At 36.9% G+C, this 17,945-nt stretch carries 19 protein-coding genes and 3 tRNA genes; 12 read left to right on the top strand and 10 right to left on the bottom strand.

The annotated features are described in order from the left end of the window. Positions 1 to 208 precede the first annotated feature (208 nt). The 6 genes from AC5YC8_RS00675 to AC5YC8_RS00650 all read left to right on the top strand — a co-directional run bounded on the left by AC5YC8_RS00675 (position 209) and on the right by AC5YC8_RS00650 (position 4,284). Complete coding sequence (locus AC5YC8_RS00675) at positions 209 to 340, top strand: hypothetical protein (RefSeq protein ID WP_496116620.1); 132 nt, start codon at positions 209 to 211, stop codon at positions 338 to 340. A gap of 56 nt (positions 341 to 396) precedes the next feature. Next, positions 397 to 1,812: a type I glutamate--ammonia ligase gene (glnA, locus tag AC5YC8_RS00670; protein WP_496116621.1), complete on the top strand. Its 1,416-nt coding sequence runs from the start codon at positions 397 to 399 to the stop codon at positions 1,810 to 1,812. Positions 1,813 to 1,906: 94 nt separating this feature from the next. Next, positions 1,907 to 2,185 (top strand): hypothetical protein, encoded by a 279-nt coding sequence (locus tag AC5YC8_RS00665; protein ID WP_496163226.1) that lies wholly within the window; start codon positions 1,907 to 1,909, stop codon positions 2,183 to 2,185. 369 nt (positions 2,186 to 2,554) lie between these two features. After that, positions 2,555 to 3,046 carry a chorismate--pyruvate lyase family protein gene (locus AC5YC8_RS00660; RefSeq protein ID WP_496116624.1) on the top strand — a complete coding sequence of 164 codons (492 nt, stop codon included), beginning with the start codon at positions 2,555 to 2,557 and terminating at the stop codon, positions 3,044 to 3,046. Positions 3,047 to 3,055: 9 nt separating this feature from the next. Further along, entirely contained in the window at positions 3,056 to 3,934 is an 879-nt protein-coding gene (gene ubiA / locus AC5YC8_RS00655) for a 4-hydroxybenzoate octaprenyltransferase (RefSeq protein ID WP_496163225.1), read from the top strand. A 119-nt stretch (positions 3,935 to 4,053) separates the two neighbouring features. Further along, entirely contained in the window at positions 4,054 to 4,284 is a 231-nt protein-coding gene (locus tag AC5YC8_RS00650; protein ID WP_496116626.1) for a hypothetical protein, read from the top strand. A gap of 63 nt (positions 4,285 to 4,347) precedes the next feature. Here the strand turns inward: AC5YC8_RS00650 and AC5YC8_RS00645 are convergent, their stop codons facing one another. The 7 genes from AC5YC8_RS00645 to AC5YC8_RS00615 form a co-directional block, all read right to left on the bottom strand. Beyond that, entirely contained in the window at positions 4,348 to 4,800 is a 453-nt protein-coding gene (locus AC5YC8_RS00645) for a DUF2726 domain-containing protein (RefSeq protein ID WP_496116627.1), read from the bottom strand. Between the two features lie 56 nt (positions 4,801 to 4,856). Beyond that, a tRNA-Asn gene (locus AC5YC8_RS00640) sits at positions 4,857 to 4,932 on the bottom strand. A gap of 600 nt (positions 4,933 to 5,532) precedes the next feature. After that, positions 5,533 to 5,835 carry a hypothetical protein gene (locus AC5YC8_RS00635; protein ID WP_496163224.1) on the bottom strand — a complete coding sequence of 101 codons (303 nt, stop codon included), beginning with the start codon at positions 5,833 to 5,835 and terminating at the stop codon, positions 5,533 to 5,535. Between the two features lie 146 nt (positions 5,836 to 5,981). Further along, positions 5,982 to 6,057: transfer RNA gene (locus tag AC5YC8_RS00630), tRNA-Asn, on the bottom strand. Positions 6,058 to 6,062: 5 nt separating this feature from the next. After that, positions 6,063 to 6,138, bottom strand: a tRNA-Asn gene (locus AC5YC8_RS00625). Positions 6,139 to 6,295: 157 nt separating this feature from the next. Continuing rightward, a complete protein-coding gene (gene sodB, locus AC5YC8_RS00620; protein ID WP_496163223.1) occupies positions 6,296 to 6,922 on the bottom strand; it encodes a superoxide dismutase SodB in 627 nt (208 codons plus the stop codon). A gap of 164 nt (positions 6,923 to 7,086) precedes the next feature. Further along, the gene (locus AC5YC8_RS00615; protein ID WP_496163222.1) at positions 7,087 to 7,845 is read right to left on the bottom strand and encodes a Nif3-like dinuclear metal center hexameric protein; all 759 of its coding nucleotides are present in this window, start codon (positions 7,843 to 7,845) and stop codon (positions 7,087 to 7,089) included. A 169-nt stretch (positions 7,846 to 8,014) separates the two neighbouring features. On the opposite strand from AC5YC8_RS00615, the gene AC5YC8_RS00610 reads away from it, so the two are divergent. Together AC5YC8_RS00610 and AC5YC8_RS00605 are read left to right on the top strand one after the other, a co-directional pair. Next, entirely contained in the window at positions 8,015 to 9,199 is a 1,185-nt protein-coding gene (locus AC5YC8_RS00610) for a S1C family serine protease (protein WP_496116631.1), read from the top strand. A gap of 90 nt (positions 9,200 to 9,289) precedes the next feature. After that, entirely contained in the window at positions 9,290 to 9,985 is a 696-nt protein-coding gene (locus AC5YC8_RS00605; RefSeq protein WP_496163221.1) for an aspartate/glutamate racemase family protein, read from the top strand. A gap of 45 nt (positions 9,986 to 10,030) precedes the next feature. Here AC5YC8_RS00605 and AC5YC8_RS00600 read toward each other — a convergent pair whose 3' ends face one another. Next, on the bottom strand, positions 10,031 to 11,041 hold the full coding sequence (locus AC5YC8_RS00600; RefSeq protein ID WP_496163220.1) for a Tim44 domain-containing protein: 1,011 nt from the start codon (positions 11,039 to 11,041) through the stop codon (positions 10,031 to 10,033). Between the two features lie 119 nt (positions 11,042 to 11,160). Continuing rightward, complete coding sequence (radA, locus tag AC5YC8_RS00595; RefSeq protein ID WP_496116633.1) at positions 11,161 to 12,546, bottom strand: DNA repair protein RadA; 1,386 nt, start codon at positions 12,544 to 12,546, stop codon at positions 11,161 to 11,163. A 185-nt stretch (positions 12,547 to 12,731) separates the two neighbouring features. Between radA and AC5YC8_RS00590 the strand changes: the two genes are divergently transcribed. Then, complete coding sequence (locus AC5YC8_RS00590) at positions 12,732 to 13,151, top strand: hypothetical protein (RefSeq protein WP_496163219.1); 420 nt, start codon at positions 12,732 to 12,734, stop codon at positions 13,149 to 13,151. Positions 13,152 to 13,217: 66 nt separating this feature from the next. On the opposite strand, the gene AC5YC8_RS00585 is transcribed toward AC5YC8_RS00590, so the two are convergent. Then, positions 13,218 to 14,576, bottom strand: coding sequence for an alanine/glycine:cation symporter family protein (locus tag AC5YC8_RS00585; RefSeq protein ID WP_496116636.1), 1,359 nt, complete (start codon positions 14,574 to 14,576; stop codon positions 13,218 to 13,220). A 321-nt stretch (positions 14,577 to 14,897) separates the two neighbouring features. Here AC5YC8_RS00585 and AC5YC8_RS00580 point away from each other — a divergent pair, with 321 nt between their 5' ends. The 3 genes from AC5YC8_RS00580 to lysA all read left to right on the top strand — a co-directional run bounded on the left by AC5YC8_RS00580 (position 14,898) and on the right by lysA (position 17,933). Then, positions 14,898 to 16,301 carry an amino acid permease gene (locus AC5YC8_RS00580; protein WP_496116637.1) on the top strand — a complete coding sequence of 468 codons (1,404 nt, stop codon included), beginning with the start codon at positions 14,898 to 14,900 and terminating at the stop codon, positions 16,299 to 16,301. Positions 16,302 to 16,436: 135 nt separating this feature from the next. Beyond that, the gene (locus AC5YC8_RS00575) at positions 16,437 to 16,664 is read left to right on the top strand and encodes a hypothetical protein (RefSeq protein ID WP_496163218.1); all 228 of its coding nucleotides are present in this window, start codon (positions 16,437 to 16,439) and stop codon (positions 16,662 to 16,664) included. 24 nt (positions 16,665 to 16,688) lie between these two features. After that, positions 16,689 to 17,933, top strand: a complete 1,245-nt coding sequence (gene lysA, locus AC5YC8_RS00570) for a diaminopimelate decarboxylase (protein ID WP_496163217.1) — start codon at positions 16,689 to 16,691, stop codon at positions 17,931 to 17,933. Positions 17,934 to 17,945: the final 12 nt, after the last annotated feature.

The raw sequence follows: 17,945 nt of genomic DNA, 5'->3' as shown, positions 1-17,945 counted from the left end.
AGAAAACGACCCAAAATGATGCAATAAAATATTTCGATAAGTGTTTAATTATTCGTTGATAGGCAAGTAAGATTTTTTAATTTACCTTAAGTGTTTTAGATGAAAATATAAAAAATACTCAAAAATCCATCAGTTATTGTGAAATTAAAGCAATCAGCGCACCAAATCAGTGCTATCAAAAAATCTTTTCAAACAAATGTGATGAAGTGTGGGTGAATATGGTGCATTTCCATTTTCAGACAGTATAATAGGCGCTAAGCCAAGCCCATATTGCATGTTTTCTGCTAAGGAATTCTGGATTTTGGCATTGGTTTTAAAAGTTGGTACGGTAATTGCTTAATACTAGTCAACTACTAACACGCACTTCAGAAGTGCAACAAAAAACATCGGAGCAAAATGAGCATGGCGAACAAGGTCCTTCAACTCATCCAAGAAAGTGGCGCAAAATGGGTCGATTTTCGCTTTACTGATACTAAGGGTAAAGAGCAACACGTAACTTACCCAGCAGATACAATTGACGAAGACACATTTGAAGACGGCAAAATGTTTGACGGCTCTTCAATTGCTGGTTGGAAAGGTATCGAAGCATCAGACATGATTTTACGTCCAGACGCTGAAACATGTTTTATCGATCCATTCTTCGCAGAGCCAACAGTAGTTGTGACTTGTGATGTAATTGAGCCTTCAACTGGTCAAGGTTATGACCGTGATCCACGTTCGATTGCTCGCCGTGCAGAAGAATATTTAAAATCTACAGGTATTGGTGATACTGCATTCTTTGGTCCAGAACCAGAATTCTTCGTATTTGACGAAGTGAAATGGGATATTGATATGTCTGGCGCGCGCCATACATTAATCGCTGAAGAAGCTGCTTGGTCTACAGGTAAAGACTATGAAGCTGGTAACTCTGGTCACCGTCCACGTGTTAAAGGTGGTTACTTCCCAGTTCCTCCAGTAGATTCTTCACATGACATGCGTGCAGATATGTGTGCAAAAATTGAAGACATCATGGGTCCTGGTCGTGTAGAAGTGCATCACCATGAAGTTGCATCTTGCCAATTAGAAATTGGTGTGAGCTTCAACACTATGGTTCGTAAAGCGGACGAAGTTCAACAGTTTAAATATGCTGTTTGGAACGTTGCACACCAATACGCTAAAACAGCTACGTTTATGCCTAAACCAATGGTTGGCGATAACGGTTCTGGTATGCATGTTCACATGTCTATCTCTAAAGATGGCAAGAACTTGTTTGCTGGTGATGAATATGCAGGCTTGTCAGAAATGGCGTTGTACTTCATTGGTGGTGTGATTAAACACGCTCGTTCATTGAATGCAATTACTAACCCTTCTACAAACTCGTACAAGCGTTTAGTTCCGCATTATGAAGCACCAATTATGCTTGCTTACTCAGCACGTAACCGTTCTGCTTCTATCCGTATTCCTTACGTTTCTAGCCCTAAAGGCAAACGTATTGAAGCTCGTTTCCCAGATCCAATGATGAACCCGTACTTAGGTTTTGCTGCATTGTTAATGGCTGGTCTTGACGGTATTCAAAACAAGATTCACCCAGGTGAAGCTGCTGACAAAAACTTGTACGATCTTCCTCCTGAAGAAGAAGCGAAAATCCCTACAGTTGCACACAGCCTTGATATGGCACTTGAAGCACTTCAAGCGGATCACGATTACCTTCTTAAAGGTGGCGTATTCACTAAAGAAATGCTTGATGCATATATCGAACTTAAGACTGAAGAAGTTCGTCGTTTGAACACGACTACTCACCCAGTTGAATTTGATATGTACTACAGCTTGTAATTCGTTCTCGAATTTCACTGTAAAAAAACCCGCGCTTGTCGCGGGTTTTTTCTATATTGAGTTAATATAAGCAAAAGAGAATTGAGTTATTGTTATGGCGAAGCCACGTAAAAAGCATACAGGTTTTTTTCCTTGGAACGATCCTAAAGATCATGAGCAAGGTTTTAAATTAAATTTTTCTGAAGTGACTTATTTGGAAGTGGGTAGAACCGTAGAGGGATATAAGCAAGCGCAATTTGTTGAGCTTAGAAATCCAAAATTAGCACTTGCATACAATTACCCTGAAACATTCTATTTGAGTGCAGAGGGATTTATTCTGCAAAAAGGTCAGAATGGTCAATATGAAGTTATTGCTAAGTCAGATAATGCTTAAATGTGGCTTTTAAAACTAAGATTTAATCATAAGGATTTATTCTTCAAGATTAAATCTTTTTAGGTTTTTGATTTTATTTAAGCGTTGCTGTGCTTTCCAATTAAATACCCTTGATATTTCTTGTGCGCAATGCGTTTTTTACCTGCTAGGTACACTTGCAATTGAAAGTAAAAATAGAAAAGCACAAGGTAATAAGCGCATATCAAGCTATCTAAGATATTTTATTGATCATATCGCATTTGAATAGATGAAAAGCGTGTAAAAAAGTAGTCTTATCTTTTGAAAGACAGAATATGTTCTACTATGTATATCAATAGAATCATATAATGATTTTTTAGATGGGTTTTAATATAAGAAGGCAGTGGAAATATGCGAAACAATCATGAATTTAATATACAGGATTCAAAAACTAATCCTGAGTTAAAAAAATGGTTGTATGCATCGGGTTCACTGACCCAGCAGCTCACCGATTTAGCAAATGGTCAGTTTCGTGTAGAACCAACACAAGAAAGTTTTGTACGTATGACACGTTTGGATGCAAAGTGGATGGATATGCCACATCAACATACATCATGGGTGCGTGAAAGCCTATTATTTGGCTCAGAAGAACAACCATGGGTAAAAGCAAAAAGTATCTTTCCTATTTTAAGCCTACAAAAGAAAGCGCGAATTTTTCAACATATTGGTCGTAAACCAATCGGAATGTTTTTATTTGATCGAACAAATCCTAAATGTGAAAGACGAGTTATTTTGTTAGATGAAGGATGGACGCGTCAAAGTTGTTATACTTGGCATGATTGTAAATTTATAGTTCAAGAAACTTTTTTACCTGCCTTTGAGCAGTATATAAAGCAAGGTTAAGGGATATTTATGTCTGTCGCGCAACAGATCATTTGGCGTGAGCGCTTAGAAGCCTATTATTATTTGTGCCGTTTTGATAAACCAATTGGTACAGAATTGGTGTTTTGGCCCACCATGTGGGCTTTATGGATAGCCAATCAAGGAATGCCAAGTATTGGTATTTTAATTCCAATGATTTTGGGCACTATTTTTATGCGTGCAGCAGGATGTGCTATTAACGATTTTGCTGACCGAAAAGTTGATGCTCATGTAGAACGAACAAAAACACGTCCATTGGCAACAGGTATTATTAGCGCAAAAGAAGCAATTTATGTGTTCTTGTTTTTGGTTGCTGCAAGTGCATGTATGTTGTTTTTCTTGCCTATAGAAACATTCTATTGCTCATTTGGCGCATTGTTCTTAGCCTTTATTTATCCATTTATGAAGCGCTATACACATTTGCCACAAGTCTTTTTAGGGGCTGCATTTTCGTGGTCTATTCCTATGGCATATACGGCTGTAGGGGCTGAATTAGGTTTAACCTGTTGGTTGCTTTATTTTGGTAATTTAGCTTGGACAGTGGCTTATGACACGCAATATGCCATTACAGACCGTGAATACGATTTAAAAATTGGGGTGAAATCTACCGCAATTTTATTTGGTAAATACGATATTGAAATTATTTCACTGCTTCAGTTACTCAGCATTGTTTTAATTGGCGCAGCTTTATATATTGAAAACTTACTTATTCCATTTGGTCTGATTGCTTTACTATGCGTAGCTGCCGATTTTATTTACCAATGGTCTAAAACTAAAGATAGAAATCCACAACTCTGCTTTTGGGCATTTAGACATAATAGATGGGTCGGGTTGATAATCTTTATTGGTATTGCTATCACTTTACTGTAAGCATTGTATAAGTACCATTTTTAAAATAAAAGCATTCTAAACAGGGTGCTTTTTTATTGAATCCTATTTTGTTTCAAGTATATTGAATGACCTTTTGTTCCTTGCATACTGGATTTTAAATGACGCAATCTACAAAGAAGCCAATTTCTAAAAAAATTTTATTTTTAGCAAGTTTAGGATTAATTATTCCTATATTTTTAGTTTCAATGGCATTTCTTGCGGCTAATAGTGATGCAAAGAATCAAGAAAAGTATAAACAGCAACGTGAAGAAATTATGAAAAAAGTGCAAGAAAGGGAAGCTAGAGAGCGTGCAGCTTCTGAAGCTTTAGCAACAAAGACAAATCCTTAATTTTATAAAATGTAGATTTATATTTAAAAAGTGACATATATGTCGCTTTTTTATTTTTAAATATTAAGTGTGATTTAAAATATCACGTCTTAAGCTTTGTGGGCTTGGAATATCTGTATAGCGATATACTTGATAACCTGCTTGTAACAGCATTTCATCGCGTTCAGCATCTTCTTTTTCTTTACCTATATGTGTTGGGTCATCTAGTTCAATAATTGCAATGACTTGCATTTTCTTATCTAAAATTACAAAGTCGGTTACTTTTCGATTGAACTTGGCACGAACTTTTATATTTTGATGGGTGATTAGCGCACTAAATGCGACTTGTGCAAGAATATGATATTCAGGAAAGCTTTGATTGAGTCGATTAAACATCTTACTTTCAAAGTTGGTAATGACTGGGCGAGGGTAATACTTTTGCGTTGGTTTTACATAACGCTGAACAATGAGGATAAATAAAGCCAAAGAGGCGATACATCCTATAAGGAAGAAAGTAAATTGAATTGATTCGAACACGGCAGGATCTTTACGCAATAAAAAACCCACTTCGTAATGAGTGGGTTTTTAGAATTTGGCTCTCCAACCTGGGCTCGAACCAGGGACCTGCGGATTAACAGTCCGTCGCTCTACCGACTGAGCTATTGGAGAATCTGAAACGAATTCTATGGGGCAAATGCTATTAGGTCAAGCATGAATTATAAAAAACATGCTGTTTTTCAATTGAATGTTTTAAAAATAGGCATATTGTAGATATGTGAGTGCGAATTCTTATTTGAGAGGAGACTCAATATGGAAAATAATTTTTGTTTTATTTGGATAATTAGGGTTGTTTAATTGCCATTATGTCAAATAGGTTGCTATGAACCCCATCTTTTAAACTCATTAGCTATGAAATCATAAGCATCACTTTCTTTTTTCGAAGAAAATATTAGTTTCGGTTTATCCCTTGCGGTGTAATAAATACACCAATCAGTTTTATGTTTTAAAATACTAAAACATTCAGATTTCTTAATTTCATCAAAAAAGTAACTGCTGTGATGAATTCCTGGATGTTCTAGTCATTTAATAAGTTCATTTCTAGTCATTAGAATACTCTGAATTATTTAATTTTCCTAAAATCAACATAATAGACGTTAGACGAAATGCTTTTGTATTTTTGTATAAATCATAAAGTTATTGTGTATTAAAAATCCAAAGCATTTCCGATCGTACTTTTTTATTATCCATGTTTCATATATCTGAGAAATTTTAACTCGATTTAATAGCCTGAATGTAATACTCGCGTGGTTTGGTTGGATTTACTGTTCTACATTCATTAATGAGTTTTACCATGTCTTGTTGGTTTAAATTCGATGTTAATTTTTGCTGAATAGAAGTTAGTAGCACTTTATGCTCAGTTTTTAAATCACGTGTGCATTGGTAAAGGCGTTCATACATTAGGGCAGAGGCTTGCTTATTATTTTCAGTTTTTTGAGAGCATTGAAAAATTGCAAAAATAACCGTAATTACAATTGACCATAAAATAAGAGATTTTAACCAAGGTGTGTCCATAAATTTTAATCATTCATTTTATTCATTATTTTTAAGATAGCGAAAAAACATGAAATGAACAATATACAGAGTTGTTGTGAGAAAAGTACCTAAATATAGAGATATAAAAAAAGCCCAAGTCATCATGCTTGGGCTTTTTAGAATCTTGGCTCTTCCACCTGGGCTCGAACCAGGGACCTGCGGATTAACAGTCCGTCGCTCTACCGACTGAGCTATGGAAGAATAGATGGCTCTCCAACCTGGGCTCGAACCAGGGACCTGCGGATTAACAGTCCGTCGCTCTACCGACTGAGCTATTGGAGAATCTGATGCGGATTTTAGAGATGAAATGACAAGTCGTCAACCTGATAATGTAAAGAAATGAATTGTTTGCTTTATAAGTATTCGTTTATTGCTTAAAAAATAAAAAATCACCCAAATTGGGTGATTTTTTATACTAAAAATAAGAAATATTTAAATCTTATTTTTCAACGCCAGCAGCAAGACCTGCATATTTAGCGTTTGCATAATCCCAGTTTACAAGGCTTTCTAAGAAAGTTTTGATGTAAACAGGACGTGCGTTACGAAAATCGATGTAGTAAGCATGTTCCCAAACGTCAATTGTTAATACAGCAACTTTACCGTGAGCAAGTGGAGTATCCGCATTTGAAGTTTTAAGAATAGAAAGGTTGCCGTTTACTTCGTCAGCAACTAACCAAGCCCAACCTGAACCGAATTGAGTTGTTGCAGCAGCAGTAAACTCTTCAGCAAATTTTTCGTATGAACCGAAAGCTTCATCAATTTTAGCAGCTAAAGCGCCAGTTGCAGCACCACCGCCATTTTTAGCCATACAGTTCCAGTAGAACGTGTGGTTCCAAACTTGAGCAGCATTGTTGAAAACACCTGCTTTAGAAGCATCGCCAGCAGTAGCAGTGATGATTTCTTCTAAAGACTTACCTTCAAGGTCAGTACCTTTAACTAAGTTGTTTAAGTTAACAACATAAGTATTGTGGTGTTTGTCATGATGGAATTCTAAAGTTTCTTTGCTGATATGAGGAGCAAGATCTTCGTAACCATAAGGTAATGCTGGTAAAGTAATCGTAGTCATTTTTCAATTCCTTGCATTTTGCTGGGTTTTGACAGTTAGTGGTCTTATTGTAATAGATTCTTAGCTAAAATTGCGCATTGAGTACTAATAACAATAGCGAATAAAGCATAAATATATTTGAATAAGGATCGGGGGCTTGTAAAATTATTTGATAATCGTGCTTACTAAATTGGGTTATTCAATTCAAAATAGCTAAATTCGATATCAAATTGATCTGAAATTGCCTTTCCTAAACGTTGAACACCATAGCGCTCTGTAGCGTGATGTCCGCAAGCATAGTAATGGACATTTAACTCTTTTGCTTCATAAAAAGTACGCTCACTCACTTCACCAGAAATGAATGCATCGCAGCCTTGTTCATAAGCTTTAGTAATATAGTCTTGTGCAGCACCTGTACAGAAACTCACTTTTTGGATGGTATTTCGTTCCGCATTTAGATGAATAGTATCGAACCCTAAACGCTCTGTTAAAAAGTTTTTAAAGCCTTCAGGTGTCATTGCTTGCTGTAAGTAGCCAATATTACCTATAGGATGGCGTTCGCTAGGATCAAGTTGTTCAATATTTTCTAGTTCAAGAATTTCTGCAATAGCTGCATTATTTCCTAAAGTCGGGTGTGAATCTAAAGGTAGATGATAGCCAACTAAAGAAATATCATTTTTAATTAAACTACGAATACGATTGCCGCGCATTCCTGTAATTGGATAAGCTTCACCTTTCCAAAAATAGCCATGATGTACTAAAAGCAAATCGGCTTTTTGAGCAATTGCAGCATCAATTGCATCTTGAGATGCAGTTACTGCACATAAAATTTTCTTTACTTCTTGAGCTCCTTCAATTTGAAGGCCGTTTGGTGCGTAATCTTTAAACTCAGAAGATTTTAAGGTGTTATTGCACCACTCAATAATGTCATTCAGCTTTGCCATAAGTTTATAACGCCTTAAAAATACATAATGTTCAACATACATTTTAAATTGTAACTAAAGCAAGACAAAACTATTGGGCTTTTTTATGTATCTAATTGTGTTTCGTCTTACAATAGGGCATAAATTACTTTAGTCATCAACGAATTAAAATATTTAAGAGGACAAAATCGTGCGCCGTACCTTTACTTGGTTACCATGGGTGTTACTTGTTGTTGTCATTTTGGGCTTTTTGGGTTGGCAGATTATGCAAAAACCAAAAGCACCTGTCGCTGCTGATGGGGTAAAAATGCCGGCAGAAAAAGTAGAACCACTGATTAATACAACACGTACGGGTGGTGTGGTTTCATATAATGCGGCAGTGAAAGTTGCTGCACCTGCAGTTGTAAATATTTTTACAACACAGAAAGTGAAACAGATCAATCATCCATTATTAGATGATCCTGCATTTCGTGAATTTTTTGGTAATGAATTACCCGATCAACTTAAAGAAGGTTCTAATGAAAACAGTTTAGGATCGGGCGTTATTGTTCGTAAAGATGGTTATATTTTAACGAATAATCATGTGATATCTCAGGCTGATCAAATAGTTGTTGCATTACATGATGGTCGCCGTGCAATTGCTAAAGTCATTGGAACAGATCCTGAAACAGATTTAGCAGTCATTAAAATTGAACTAGATGATTTACCTGTATTGCCATTTAAATTAAGTGGTAACGAAGTGGGCGATGTTGTTCTCGCTATTGGTAATCCGTTTGGTGTAGGGCAAACCGTGACCCAAGGTATTATTTCTGCGACAGGTCGTTCAGATTTGGGTATTAATACTTATGAAGATTTTATTCAAACCGATGCAGCAATTAACCCTGGTAATTCAGGTGGTGCTTTAATTGATGTGGCGGGTAATTTAATTGGTGTAAATACTGCAATTTTTTCGCAATCTGGTGGTTCTATGGGGATTGGTTTTTCTATTCCCGCGAAAATTTGCCAACAAATTTTAAACTCAATTCTAAAAGATGGTCGTGTGGTTCGTGGTTGGTTGGGTATTAGTTTACTACCATCTCAGCCAGACGATATTTTGGTCTCTGAGCAAAAAGGTGTTGTTGTTGCCGATGTTTTAAGAGATGGACCGGCGGCGAGAGCTGGATTAAAACGTGGTGATATCATTATGAGTGTGAATGATGAAGCAATAACAACACCTTCGCATTTAATTAATTATGTTGCTCTTCAAGATCCAGCTAGTACGGTTTCAGTAGTTGTGCAACGTGGAGGGGAAAATATAACTTTATCTGTCGTGATTGGTGAGCGTAAATCACAAAATAGTAAAGATAAGCAGTTTATTCCACTTCCAAAACAGTAAATGTTTTAAATCTCTATATTTGAATTTTTAAAAAGCTCCTAAGGGAGCTTTTTTATTAAAAGTGCAGAACAAAATAAGAAGGATTAGGTAATGCGAAAAATTGGATTGATTGGTGGTATGAGTTGGGAATCATCAGACTTGTATTGTCAAAAAATAAACAGATTGGTGAATGATCGGTTAGGTGGTTTAAATTCGACACACTTAATTTTATATAGTGTGAATTTTCAAGAAATTGAATGTATGCAATCACAAGATCAATGGGAGAAAGCGGGAGATTACTTAAAGAAAATTGCTCAAAAATTAGAATATATAGATGTGGATGCAATTGCTTTATGTACAAATACAATGCATTTGGTTGCCAGTGAAATATCGAATAATATTTCTATTCCATTTTTACATATTGCCGATGCTGTAGCAGATCAAATTAATAGTGTGGGTAAAAATAAGGTTTTATTGCTTGGTACTAAATTTACAATGCAAAAAGATTTTTATAAAAATATGCTGAGCTTAAAGGGGATTGATGTTGTCGTACCTCATTTACATCAGCAAGAAATAGTACATTCAATTATTTATGATGAGTTATGTCTAGGTCGAATATTGGAAGAATCGAAACAACAATATATTTCAATTATTAATGACTTTATTGAAGATGGGGTGCAGGGTGTTGTTTTAGGTTGTACTGAAATTGGCATGTTGTTGTCAAACGATGATGTATCTGTACCTCTTTTTGATTCAACAGAAATACATGTCAATACAATAGTAGATTTCATGATAAATAGTAAATAAAAAAGCGAGCCCTAAAGCTCGCTTTTCAGAAGTTAATTTTATTAATTAACTTTCTTGTTGAATGCCTGCAACCAACCATTCTTCAGTTGAACCAGCAGGTTTTACAAAATGCCAAACTTCAGCAAATGGTTGTGGCAAGCTATTTAAATCTTCGCTTACAGTACCTGTAAAACGAACACTTACAACATGTTGTCCATTTTCAGTTGCAGAATCTGCCACCATTGCATTTAAGTTAGAGAACTCAGCTACATCTTGATCTTGGTTTGCCATAATGTCGTTATACATAGACTGGTAAAGATCAGGTGTTAAGTAGCGTTGAATTTCTGCGATATTGCTTGCTGTATTCATTGACTGAATATGGTTAAAACGCTGACGAGCAACACGTAAGAATGTTGCAGGTTCTGTACCATCAGGCAATTGACTACCACTATTTGTATACGCAGCACCAAATGGAGCATTGTTTACAGGCGCTGACCCAAATGGAGCATTATTTGTTGGCGCAGAACCACCTACGTTTTGACCAAAAATATTGCTGTTGTCATTTGATGGACGACCAGTAGATGGTGCTTGACCAAACGGTGCGTTGTTTGCACCGCTATTTGGTGCATACGGGTTGTTAGTTGTTAATTTTTTTTTTGCGCCCATCTTACGGAAAACGAAGAAGGCAGCAGCTGCAGCAAGTAGGATCCAAATCCAACTTGGAATGCCACCTTTTTCCTCTTCTTGTTGAGGAGCTACTTGAGCTTCAGAGGCAGCAGGTGCTTTATCATCTGCTAAAGCATTTGCAGCAACTGCACCAATTGCAGCACCAGCAACACCCGCTGCAACCATGCCACCAACACCTGGGCCTGATTTAGCAGGAGCAGTCGCTGGAGCAGCAGGCTGTTGAGCAGGAGTCGCTTGACGAGGTTGTTGGTAAGACTGAGAAGGTGCTGCTTGGCGGCTCATGCCATGACTTTTACCGCCACCTGCACGTTTTGCTTCTGCTGCTAAAGGTGCTACCAATAAAGCTGCTGTTAAAAAACCAGCAATCAAACCACGCTGTCGAACTTCCATTAAAGTTTCCTAATAAAATAATAAGTAATACATCTCTATTTATGCAGTCATTTTAGATGTTTTTCAACAACTAAAATCGAATAATTTTTAGATTGTTTGTAATTTAATCAATGTGGGTTTTACTCATCGTTTAAATTGATCGCTTCGGTAAGTGCTTCATGTAAGCGTGCAACCGAGATAACTTGTACACCGGGAATTGGTTTTTGTGGTGCATTACCTCTTGGTAAAATAATATATTTGAAGCCATGTTTTACTGCTTCTTTTAAGCGCTCTTGTCCATTTGGTACGGGTCTGATTTCACCCGATAATCCAACTTCACCAAATACAGCCAGTTGTTGAGGTAGTGCTTTTCCTCGCAAGCTTGATGCACATGCCAATAAAACGGCTAAGTCCGAGCCTGTTTCGGTAATTTTTAAACCACCAACCACGTTTACATAAACATCTTGTCCTGAGGTTTGCACACCGCCATGGCGGTGCATCACTGCAAGTAGCATATTAAGACGGTTTTGTTCTAGACCGAGGGCAACTCGTCTTGGTTGACCGTGAGCATCATCAACTAAGGCTTGAACTTCAACCAAAAGAGGGCGAGTACCTTCACGGCTAATCATGACAATAGACCCTGGAATGGCTTCATCATAACGACTTAAGAAAATAGCAGAAGGATTTGCAACCTCTTTAAGCCCTTTGTCTGTCATGCCAAAAACACCAAGTTCGTTTACGGCTCCAAAACGGTTTTTCACAGCACGAATCATACGGTAACGAGAATCCGACTGACCTTCAAAATATAAAACGCAATCGACCATGTGTTCCAAAACACGAGGTCCTGCAAGTGAGCCTTCTTTGGTTACATGACCCACAATAAATAAGGCTGTACCACTGTTTTTTGCAAAGCGCGTTAAAATTGCCGCAGACTCACGAATTTGAGATACACCGCCTGGAGCAGATTGTAAGGTTTCTGTATATAGTGTTTGAATAGAATCTAGAATGGCAACAGCAGGGCGTTCATGTGCTAAAACATCACAAATACGTTCAACACAGGTTTCAGCCATAACGCGAAGTCTATCTGTTGGTAAGTCTAAACGATTTGCACGTAAAGCGACTTGAGATAAAGATTCTTCACCTGTGACATATAAAGCTGAATTTTTTGCTGCTGCCATATAGGTTGCAGTTTGTAAAAGAATGGTCGATTTACCAATACCAGGGTCACCACCAATCAAAACGACAGAGCCTGTGACTAAACCACCACCTAATACTCGGTCAAATTCGCTAATACCTGTGGCTAAACGTGATTCATGAGAAACCGTAATTTGATTTAATGTAGTAACATTTGCTGCCTGACCAGCATAACCGCCACCCATTTTAGCTTGAGCTCGATGCGTAACAGCAGGTGCAATGCTTACTTCAGTTAAGCAATTCCATTCTCCACAGTCTGAACATTGACCCGCCCATTTAGGATGATCTGTACCACATTGCTCACAACGATAAACACTTTTCGCTTTTGCCATAATGAAGAAAATTATTGTTCGAAATTATTGAACAGCATAGCGGTGAATAGGGTTTAAAACCAAGTGTTTCGCATGAAAAAGTATCGATTTACGACAAGCTTTGACGTTTAAATAAAATTGATCTGACATTAAATGCTTGTCACGCTCTATAATAGATACATCTTTATTTTGAAATGGAATACATCATGCCGCAATTGATGCAACATATTGATGCGATTGCACGCGAAAAAAATCGTGATGTACTTTTTGTACATTTTGAAAATTATGAAGAAAATGATCAAAATCTAGATTCACAGCGTCAAAATGTACTCAATTGGTTAGAGCAAAATAATATTGAATATACTCCGTGTATGGGGTTTGAAGAAGAAGGCTTAATTGATAGCTATTTAGGCGATATATATATAGATGTTCCATTTGATTTGGAAAATGCACAATATCAAATTTTGAGTGATTACTTAGAAGATGAAGACGGTGAAATGAAAATTGAAGGTGTTTATTTCTTTGTACTGTATTTAGAAACAGCAATTGAAATTGAAGCGGAACGTGTCATGGCTCGTGATGATGCTAACTTTGAAGATGATACTTGGAATGGCACACCGTCATAAAATGAAAAGCGAGTATAAAAAAGCCACCTTTAGGTGGCTTTTTTATACGTAAATTTATTTTTAAAGTTAGTACAACTCGCCTGATTTGCGTTTTGCAATAAAATCTTTAGATTCTTTAGCAATAATACCTGAAAGTAATAATAATGCGATTAAGTTAGGTACAGCCATTAAACCGTTAAATGTATCTGCGAATAACCAAACAAGGTCTAGTGTCGCGACACAGCCAATAAATACAGAAATGATGTAGATAATACGATATAGCAATACAAATTTTTCACCGAGAAGGTAACTACAGCATTTTTCTCCATAATAACTCCAACCGAGAATAGTTGAATAAGCGAAGAAAATAATACCTAAAGTAACGATCCAACCACCAACACCAGGTAATAGTTTATCAAATGCTGAAATGGTAAGTACGGCACCTGTTTGACCATCAAATGAATTTCCAGCCATGATGTAGCCCATGACAAGTACAATACCTGTAATAGAACATACGATAATCGTATCAATGAATGTACCTGTCATAGATACTAAGCCTTGACGCGCAGGATGGTCAGTTTTTGCAGCGGCAGCAGCAATAGGTGCAGAACCCATACCTGCTTCATTAGAGAATACACCACGTGCAACACCGTAACGAATAGCAGCTCCAATTGCACCACCAACAGCAGCTTCACCCGTAAACGCGTATGTGAAAATCATTTCTAGTGCAGGCATAACCAATTCTAGGTTGTTTAAAATGATAATTAAACCACCAGCAACATAACCAATTGCCATCACAGGGACAATAACAGAAGATGCTTTAGAAATGCTTTTGATCCCACCTAAAATCACTAATGCTGAAAAAGCAGTAATCACAATTCCTGTAATCCACGTTTCAACGCCCATACTATTTTCAACAGCAAGCGCTACTGTATTAGATTGAACGGAGCTCCCAATACCAAATGATGCAAGCGTACCAAATAAAGCGAATAATACAGCCATCCATTTCCACTTTGTACCGAGACCACGCTCGATATAGTACATTGGACCACCATTCATTTGGCCACTTTCATTTTTGACACGATATTTAACAGCTAAAACACCTTCGCCGTATTTCGTTGCCATACCAAATAATGCAGTCATCCACATCCAGAAAACAGCACCAGGTCCACCTAGTACGCAAGCTGTAGCAACACCTGCAATATTACCCGTACCAATGGTTGCTGAAAGCGCTGTCATTAGTGATGCAAACTGCGAAATATCCCCAGGTTCATTTTTATTTGGATGCTTTCCAAATACTTGTTTGAATGCTAAAGGAAGCATTCTAAATTGCCAAAAGAGTAGACGGAAGGTTAAAAACACACCTGTACCAACAATGAGTACGAGCATGTAAGGACCCCAAACCCATCCACTTAATGTTTCCATAATTGATTGTAAATTTTGCATAAATATTTTCTTTTCATCCTGATTATTCGTTATTTGAATTAAGCAATTGCTATGCCATTTTTTTGAAATTTATTTATGTCGTATGAGATGGTAATGAACCACAACATACCTGTTTATTTTGTACACAAAAATGGGTTTGTTACAATAAGTAAATCAACAAAAAATAAATATACACGTTGTATTAATCACTAAAAAAAGCAAATAAGTAAAATAAATCAATATTTACGATTATTAAGGAAATACTGATCGTAGGACGTTTTCTTTTGCATTATTTAAAATTTAAGTTAATTTTAGTTGGTTATATTAAAGGTGAATTAAAAAATGTCAGAGCAAAAAATAAATTCGCCAACGGAAGATGGTGATTTAAAAAGAAGCTTGTCGAATCGACATTTGCAGTTGATTGCGATTGGCGGAGCCATAGGGACAGGGCTTTTCATGGGCTCAGGGAAAACAATTAGTCTTGCTGGACCGTCCATTTTATTTATTTATATGATTATCGGTTTCATGGTTTTTCTTGTGATGCGTGCATTGGGAGAATTGCTATTATCTAATCTTCAATATAAATCATTTATTGATTTCTCAACCGATTTAATTGGTCCATGGGCTGGTTACTTTGTAGGTTGGACGTATTGGTTGTGCTGGATCACAATTGGTATCGCAGATTTATCAGCCATTATTTATTATTTACAATTCTTTAATGGTGGAGTGTCATTCTCACCATTAGAAGGCGTATTGATTAGTGTTGCCTCAATTTCGTTCATTATGTGTTTGAACTTAGCAACGGTAAAATTATTTGGTGAAATGGAGTTCTGGTTTGCAATGGTGAAAATCATTGCAATTTTGGTACTTATTGCCGTTGGTGGATGGATGATCTTTACAGGTTTTACATCTACTTCAGGTCAAGTCGCATCATTAACTCATTTATGGAGTCATGGTGGGATGTTCCCAACAGGTTTAACAGGCTTTTTAGCAGGCTTCCAAATTGCAATTTTTGCATTTGTGGGTGTTGAGTTAGTGGGTACAACCGCAGCAGAAACGAAAGATCCTGAAAAGAACTTACCAAAAGCAGTGAATTCAATTCCAATTCGTATCATTATTTTCTATGTATTGGCATTGGTTGTGGTAATGGCTGTTACACCATGGAATAAGATTGATCCGTCAATCAGCCCATTTGTAAACTTATTTAGCCAAGCAGGTATTGCTGCTGCAGCTATTATTATGAACTTTGTTGTTCTGTCATCGGTAATGTCATCAATGAATAGCGGTGTATTTTCTACAAGCCGTATGCTCTTTGGTTTATCTCGTGAAGAGCAAGCTCCAAAGTCATTGGGCAAGTTGAATAAGCGCGCTGTTCCTGCAAATGCATTGTATTTTTCAACTGTGTGTTTATTTGCTGGTGCTGCATTACAGTATTTTGTTCCAAACACAGTGTTGGCATTTACACTTGCAACAACATTATCGACCATCTTATTCATTTGTGTATGGCTTATGATTATTTGGAGTTATGTGGTTTATTACAAAACTCGTCCTGAGCTTCATGCAAAATCAACATTTAAATTACCTGGTGGTTTATTTACGTGTGCGGTTGTTGCAATTTTCTTTATTTGTACTATTGGTATTCTTGCACTTGAGGCAGATACACGCCAAGCGTTAATGGTGAGTCCTATTTGGTTCATTATTTTGGTTATTGGATATTTTGGTTTCTATAAGCCAAAACATAAATAAAGTTTAAATTTTTAGCAAAAACGTCAGTTATTTACTGGCGTTTTTTTATTTCAGAGGCTAATCTTTTGCGTTTAGTGCTTTGGTCATGAAAGTGATCACGGTATACTTTGTTAAAATTAATGGATAGGTGGTCAGATGCGTTTAGTCATTTGCGGCATCGGTATTTTAGTTACAAGTTACGCACTCGTAGGCTGTGGTCAATCTGGCGTATTACAGTTAGCCAAAGATGAGAATTATGATAAGCGTGCACAGTATTTACTTTATTCAGATTCTAAATCTGTAGAAAAGCAAAAAGAACAAGCTACAGCACCTGTACAGCAACAATTTGCTGCACCATCAAGTTCTGAGACACAGACACCTTAACTCGATCAACGCAAGGATACATTCATGAGTTTCACCCGCATTAATGGGGTATTGCATGCAGAGCAATGTTCATTACAAACGCTTGCACAGCAATTCGGCACGCCACTTTATGTTTATTCAAAAGCAACCTTTGAAAAGCATTTTTTAGATATGGATCGTGCTTTTAGCTTTATCGATCATCAAATATGTTTCGCGGTAAAGTCAAACTCTAATATTGCGGTATTGAATGTATTAGCCAAGCTTGGAGCAGGTTTTGATATTGTGACAGGTGGCGAGCTTGCACGTGTATTAAAAGCTGGTGGCGATGCATCTAAAATTGTGTTTTCTGGTTTAGGTAAAACTGAAGCAGATATCAAAAAAGCATTGGAAGTTGGTATTGCATGTTTCAATGTTGAGTCTTATGCAGAGCTTGATCGTATTCAAAAGGTTGCTGCCGAACTAGGTAAAAAAGCACCTATTTCTTTGCGTGTAAACCCTGATGTGGATGCAAAAACACATCCTTATATTTCTACAGGTTTAAAAGAAAATAAGTTTGGTATTCCTTCAGATACAGTATTTGAAACTTACCAGTATGCAACATCTTTACCAAATTTAGATGTTGTGGGAATCGATTGTCATATTGGTTCACAGCTTATAGAAACTCAGCCTTTTGTTGATGCTTTAGATCGTGTCATTGTTATGATCGATAAGCTAAAAGAAATGGGTATTACACTTAAACATATCGATATTGGTGGTGGTTTAGGTGTGACTTATAAAGATGAAGTGCCGCCTACAGTTGAAGAATATGCTAATGCACTTAAACCAGCTTTAGAAAAGTTAGGCTTAAAAGTGTATATGGAGCCTGGGCGTAGCATTTCTGCAAATGCAGGTGCATTAGTTACTAAAGTTGATTTATTAAAACCAACAAATCATCGCAACTTTGCCATTATTGATGCTGCAATGAATGACTTAATACGTCCTGCGCTATATGAAGCATGGATGGACATTCAAGAAGTAACGCCACGTACAGATGTTGAGGTAAAAGAGTGGGATGTGGTTGGTGCAATTTGTGAAACAGGCGATTTCTTGGGTAAAGAACGCCAGTTAGCACTAAAAGAAAATGATGTATTGGCTGTGCTTGGCGCAGGTGCATACGGTTTTGTAATGAGTTCAAATTACAATAGCCGTGGTCGTGCTGCTGAAGTAATGGTTGATGGTGAAAATGCACATTTGATTCGTGAACGCGAAACGATTGAATCATTGTGGGAAAACGAGCGCTTATTGCCTTAAGGAGTAATTTTA

Source organism: Acinetobacter sp. FY731, from assembly GCF_059515905.1.
The sequence above is the reverse complement of the archived record's forward strand: the minus strand, read 5'-3'. Positions and strand labels throughout refer to the sequence as shown.

What these genes read in the sequence shown, in the direction of transcription:
- AC5YC8_RS00600 (WP_496163220.1), bottom strand. Translation starts at nt 11,041, where the DNA reads ATGGAAGTTCGACAGCGTGGTTTGATTGCTGGTTTTTTAACAGCAGCT.
- AC5YC8_RS00615 (WP_496163222.1), bottom strand. Translation starts at nt 7,845, where the DNA reads ATGGCAAAGCTGAATGACATTATTGAGTGGTGCAATAACACCTTAAAA.
- AC5YC8_RS00660 (WP_496116624.1), top strand. Translation starts at nt 2,555, where the DNA reads ATGCGAAACAATCATGAATTTAATATACAGGATTCAAAAACTAATCCT.
- AC5YC8_RS00590 (WP_496163219.1), top strand. Translation starts at nt 12,732, where the DNA reads ATGCCGCAATTGATGCAACATATTGATGCGATTGCACGCGAAAAAAAT.
- AC5YC8_RS00575 (WP_496163218.1), top strand. Translation starts at nt 16,437, where the DNA reads ATGCGTTTAGTCATTTGCGGCATCGGTATTTTAGTTACAAGTTACGCA.
- AC5YC8_RS00605 (WP_496163221.1), top strand. Translation starts at nt 9,290, where the DNA reads ATGCGAAAAATTGGATTGATTGGTGGTATGAGTTGGGAATCATCAGAC.
- ubiA (WP_496163225.1), top strand. Translation starts at nt 3,056, where the DNA reads ATGTCTGTCGCGCAACAGATCATTTGGCGTGAGCGCTTAGAAGCCTAT.
- sodB (WP_496163223.1), bottom strand. Translation starts at nt 6,922, where the DNA reads ATGACTACGATTACTTTACCAGCATTACCTTATGGTTACGAAGATCTT.
- radA (WP_496116633.1), bottom strand. Translation starts at nt 12,546, where the DNA reads ATGGCAAAAGCGAAAAGTGTTTATCGTTGTGAGCAATGTGGTACAGAT.
- lysA (WP_496163217.1), top strand. Translation starts at nt 16,689, where the DNA reads ATGAGTTTCACCCGCATTAATGGGGTATTGCATGCAGAGCAATGTTCA.
- glnA (WP_496116621.1), top strand. Translation starts at nt 397, where the DNA reads ATGAGCATGGCGAACAAGGTCCTTCAACTCATCCAAGAAAGTGGCGCA.
- AC5YC8_RS00650 (WP_496116626.1), top strand. Translation starts at nt 4,054, where the DNA reads ATGACGCAATCTACAAAGAAGCCAATTTCTAAAAAAATTTTATTTTTA.
- AC5YC8_RS00665 (WP_496163226.1), top strand. Translation starts at nt 1,907, where the DNA reads ATGGCGAAGCCACGTAAAAAGCATACAGGTTTTTTTCCTTGGAACGAT.
- AC5YC8_RS00580 (WP_496116637.1), top strand. Translation starts at nt 14,898, where the DNA reads ATGTCAGAGCAAAAAATAAATTCGCCAACGGAAGATGGTGATTTAAAA.
- AC5YC8_RS00585 (WP_496116636.1), bottom strand. Translation starts at nt 14,576, where the DNA reads ATGCAAAATTTACAATCAATTATGGAAACATTAAGTGGATGGGTTTGG.
- AC5YC8_RS00635 (WP_496163224.1), bottom strand. Translation starts at nt 5,835, where the DNA reads ATGGACACACCTTGGTTAAAATCTCTTATTTTATGGTCAATTGTAATT.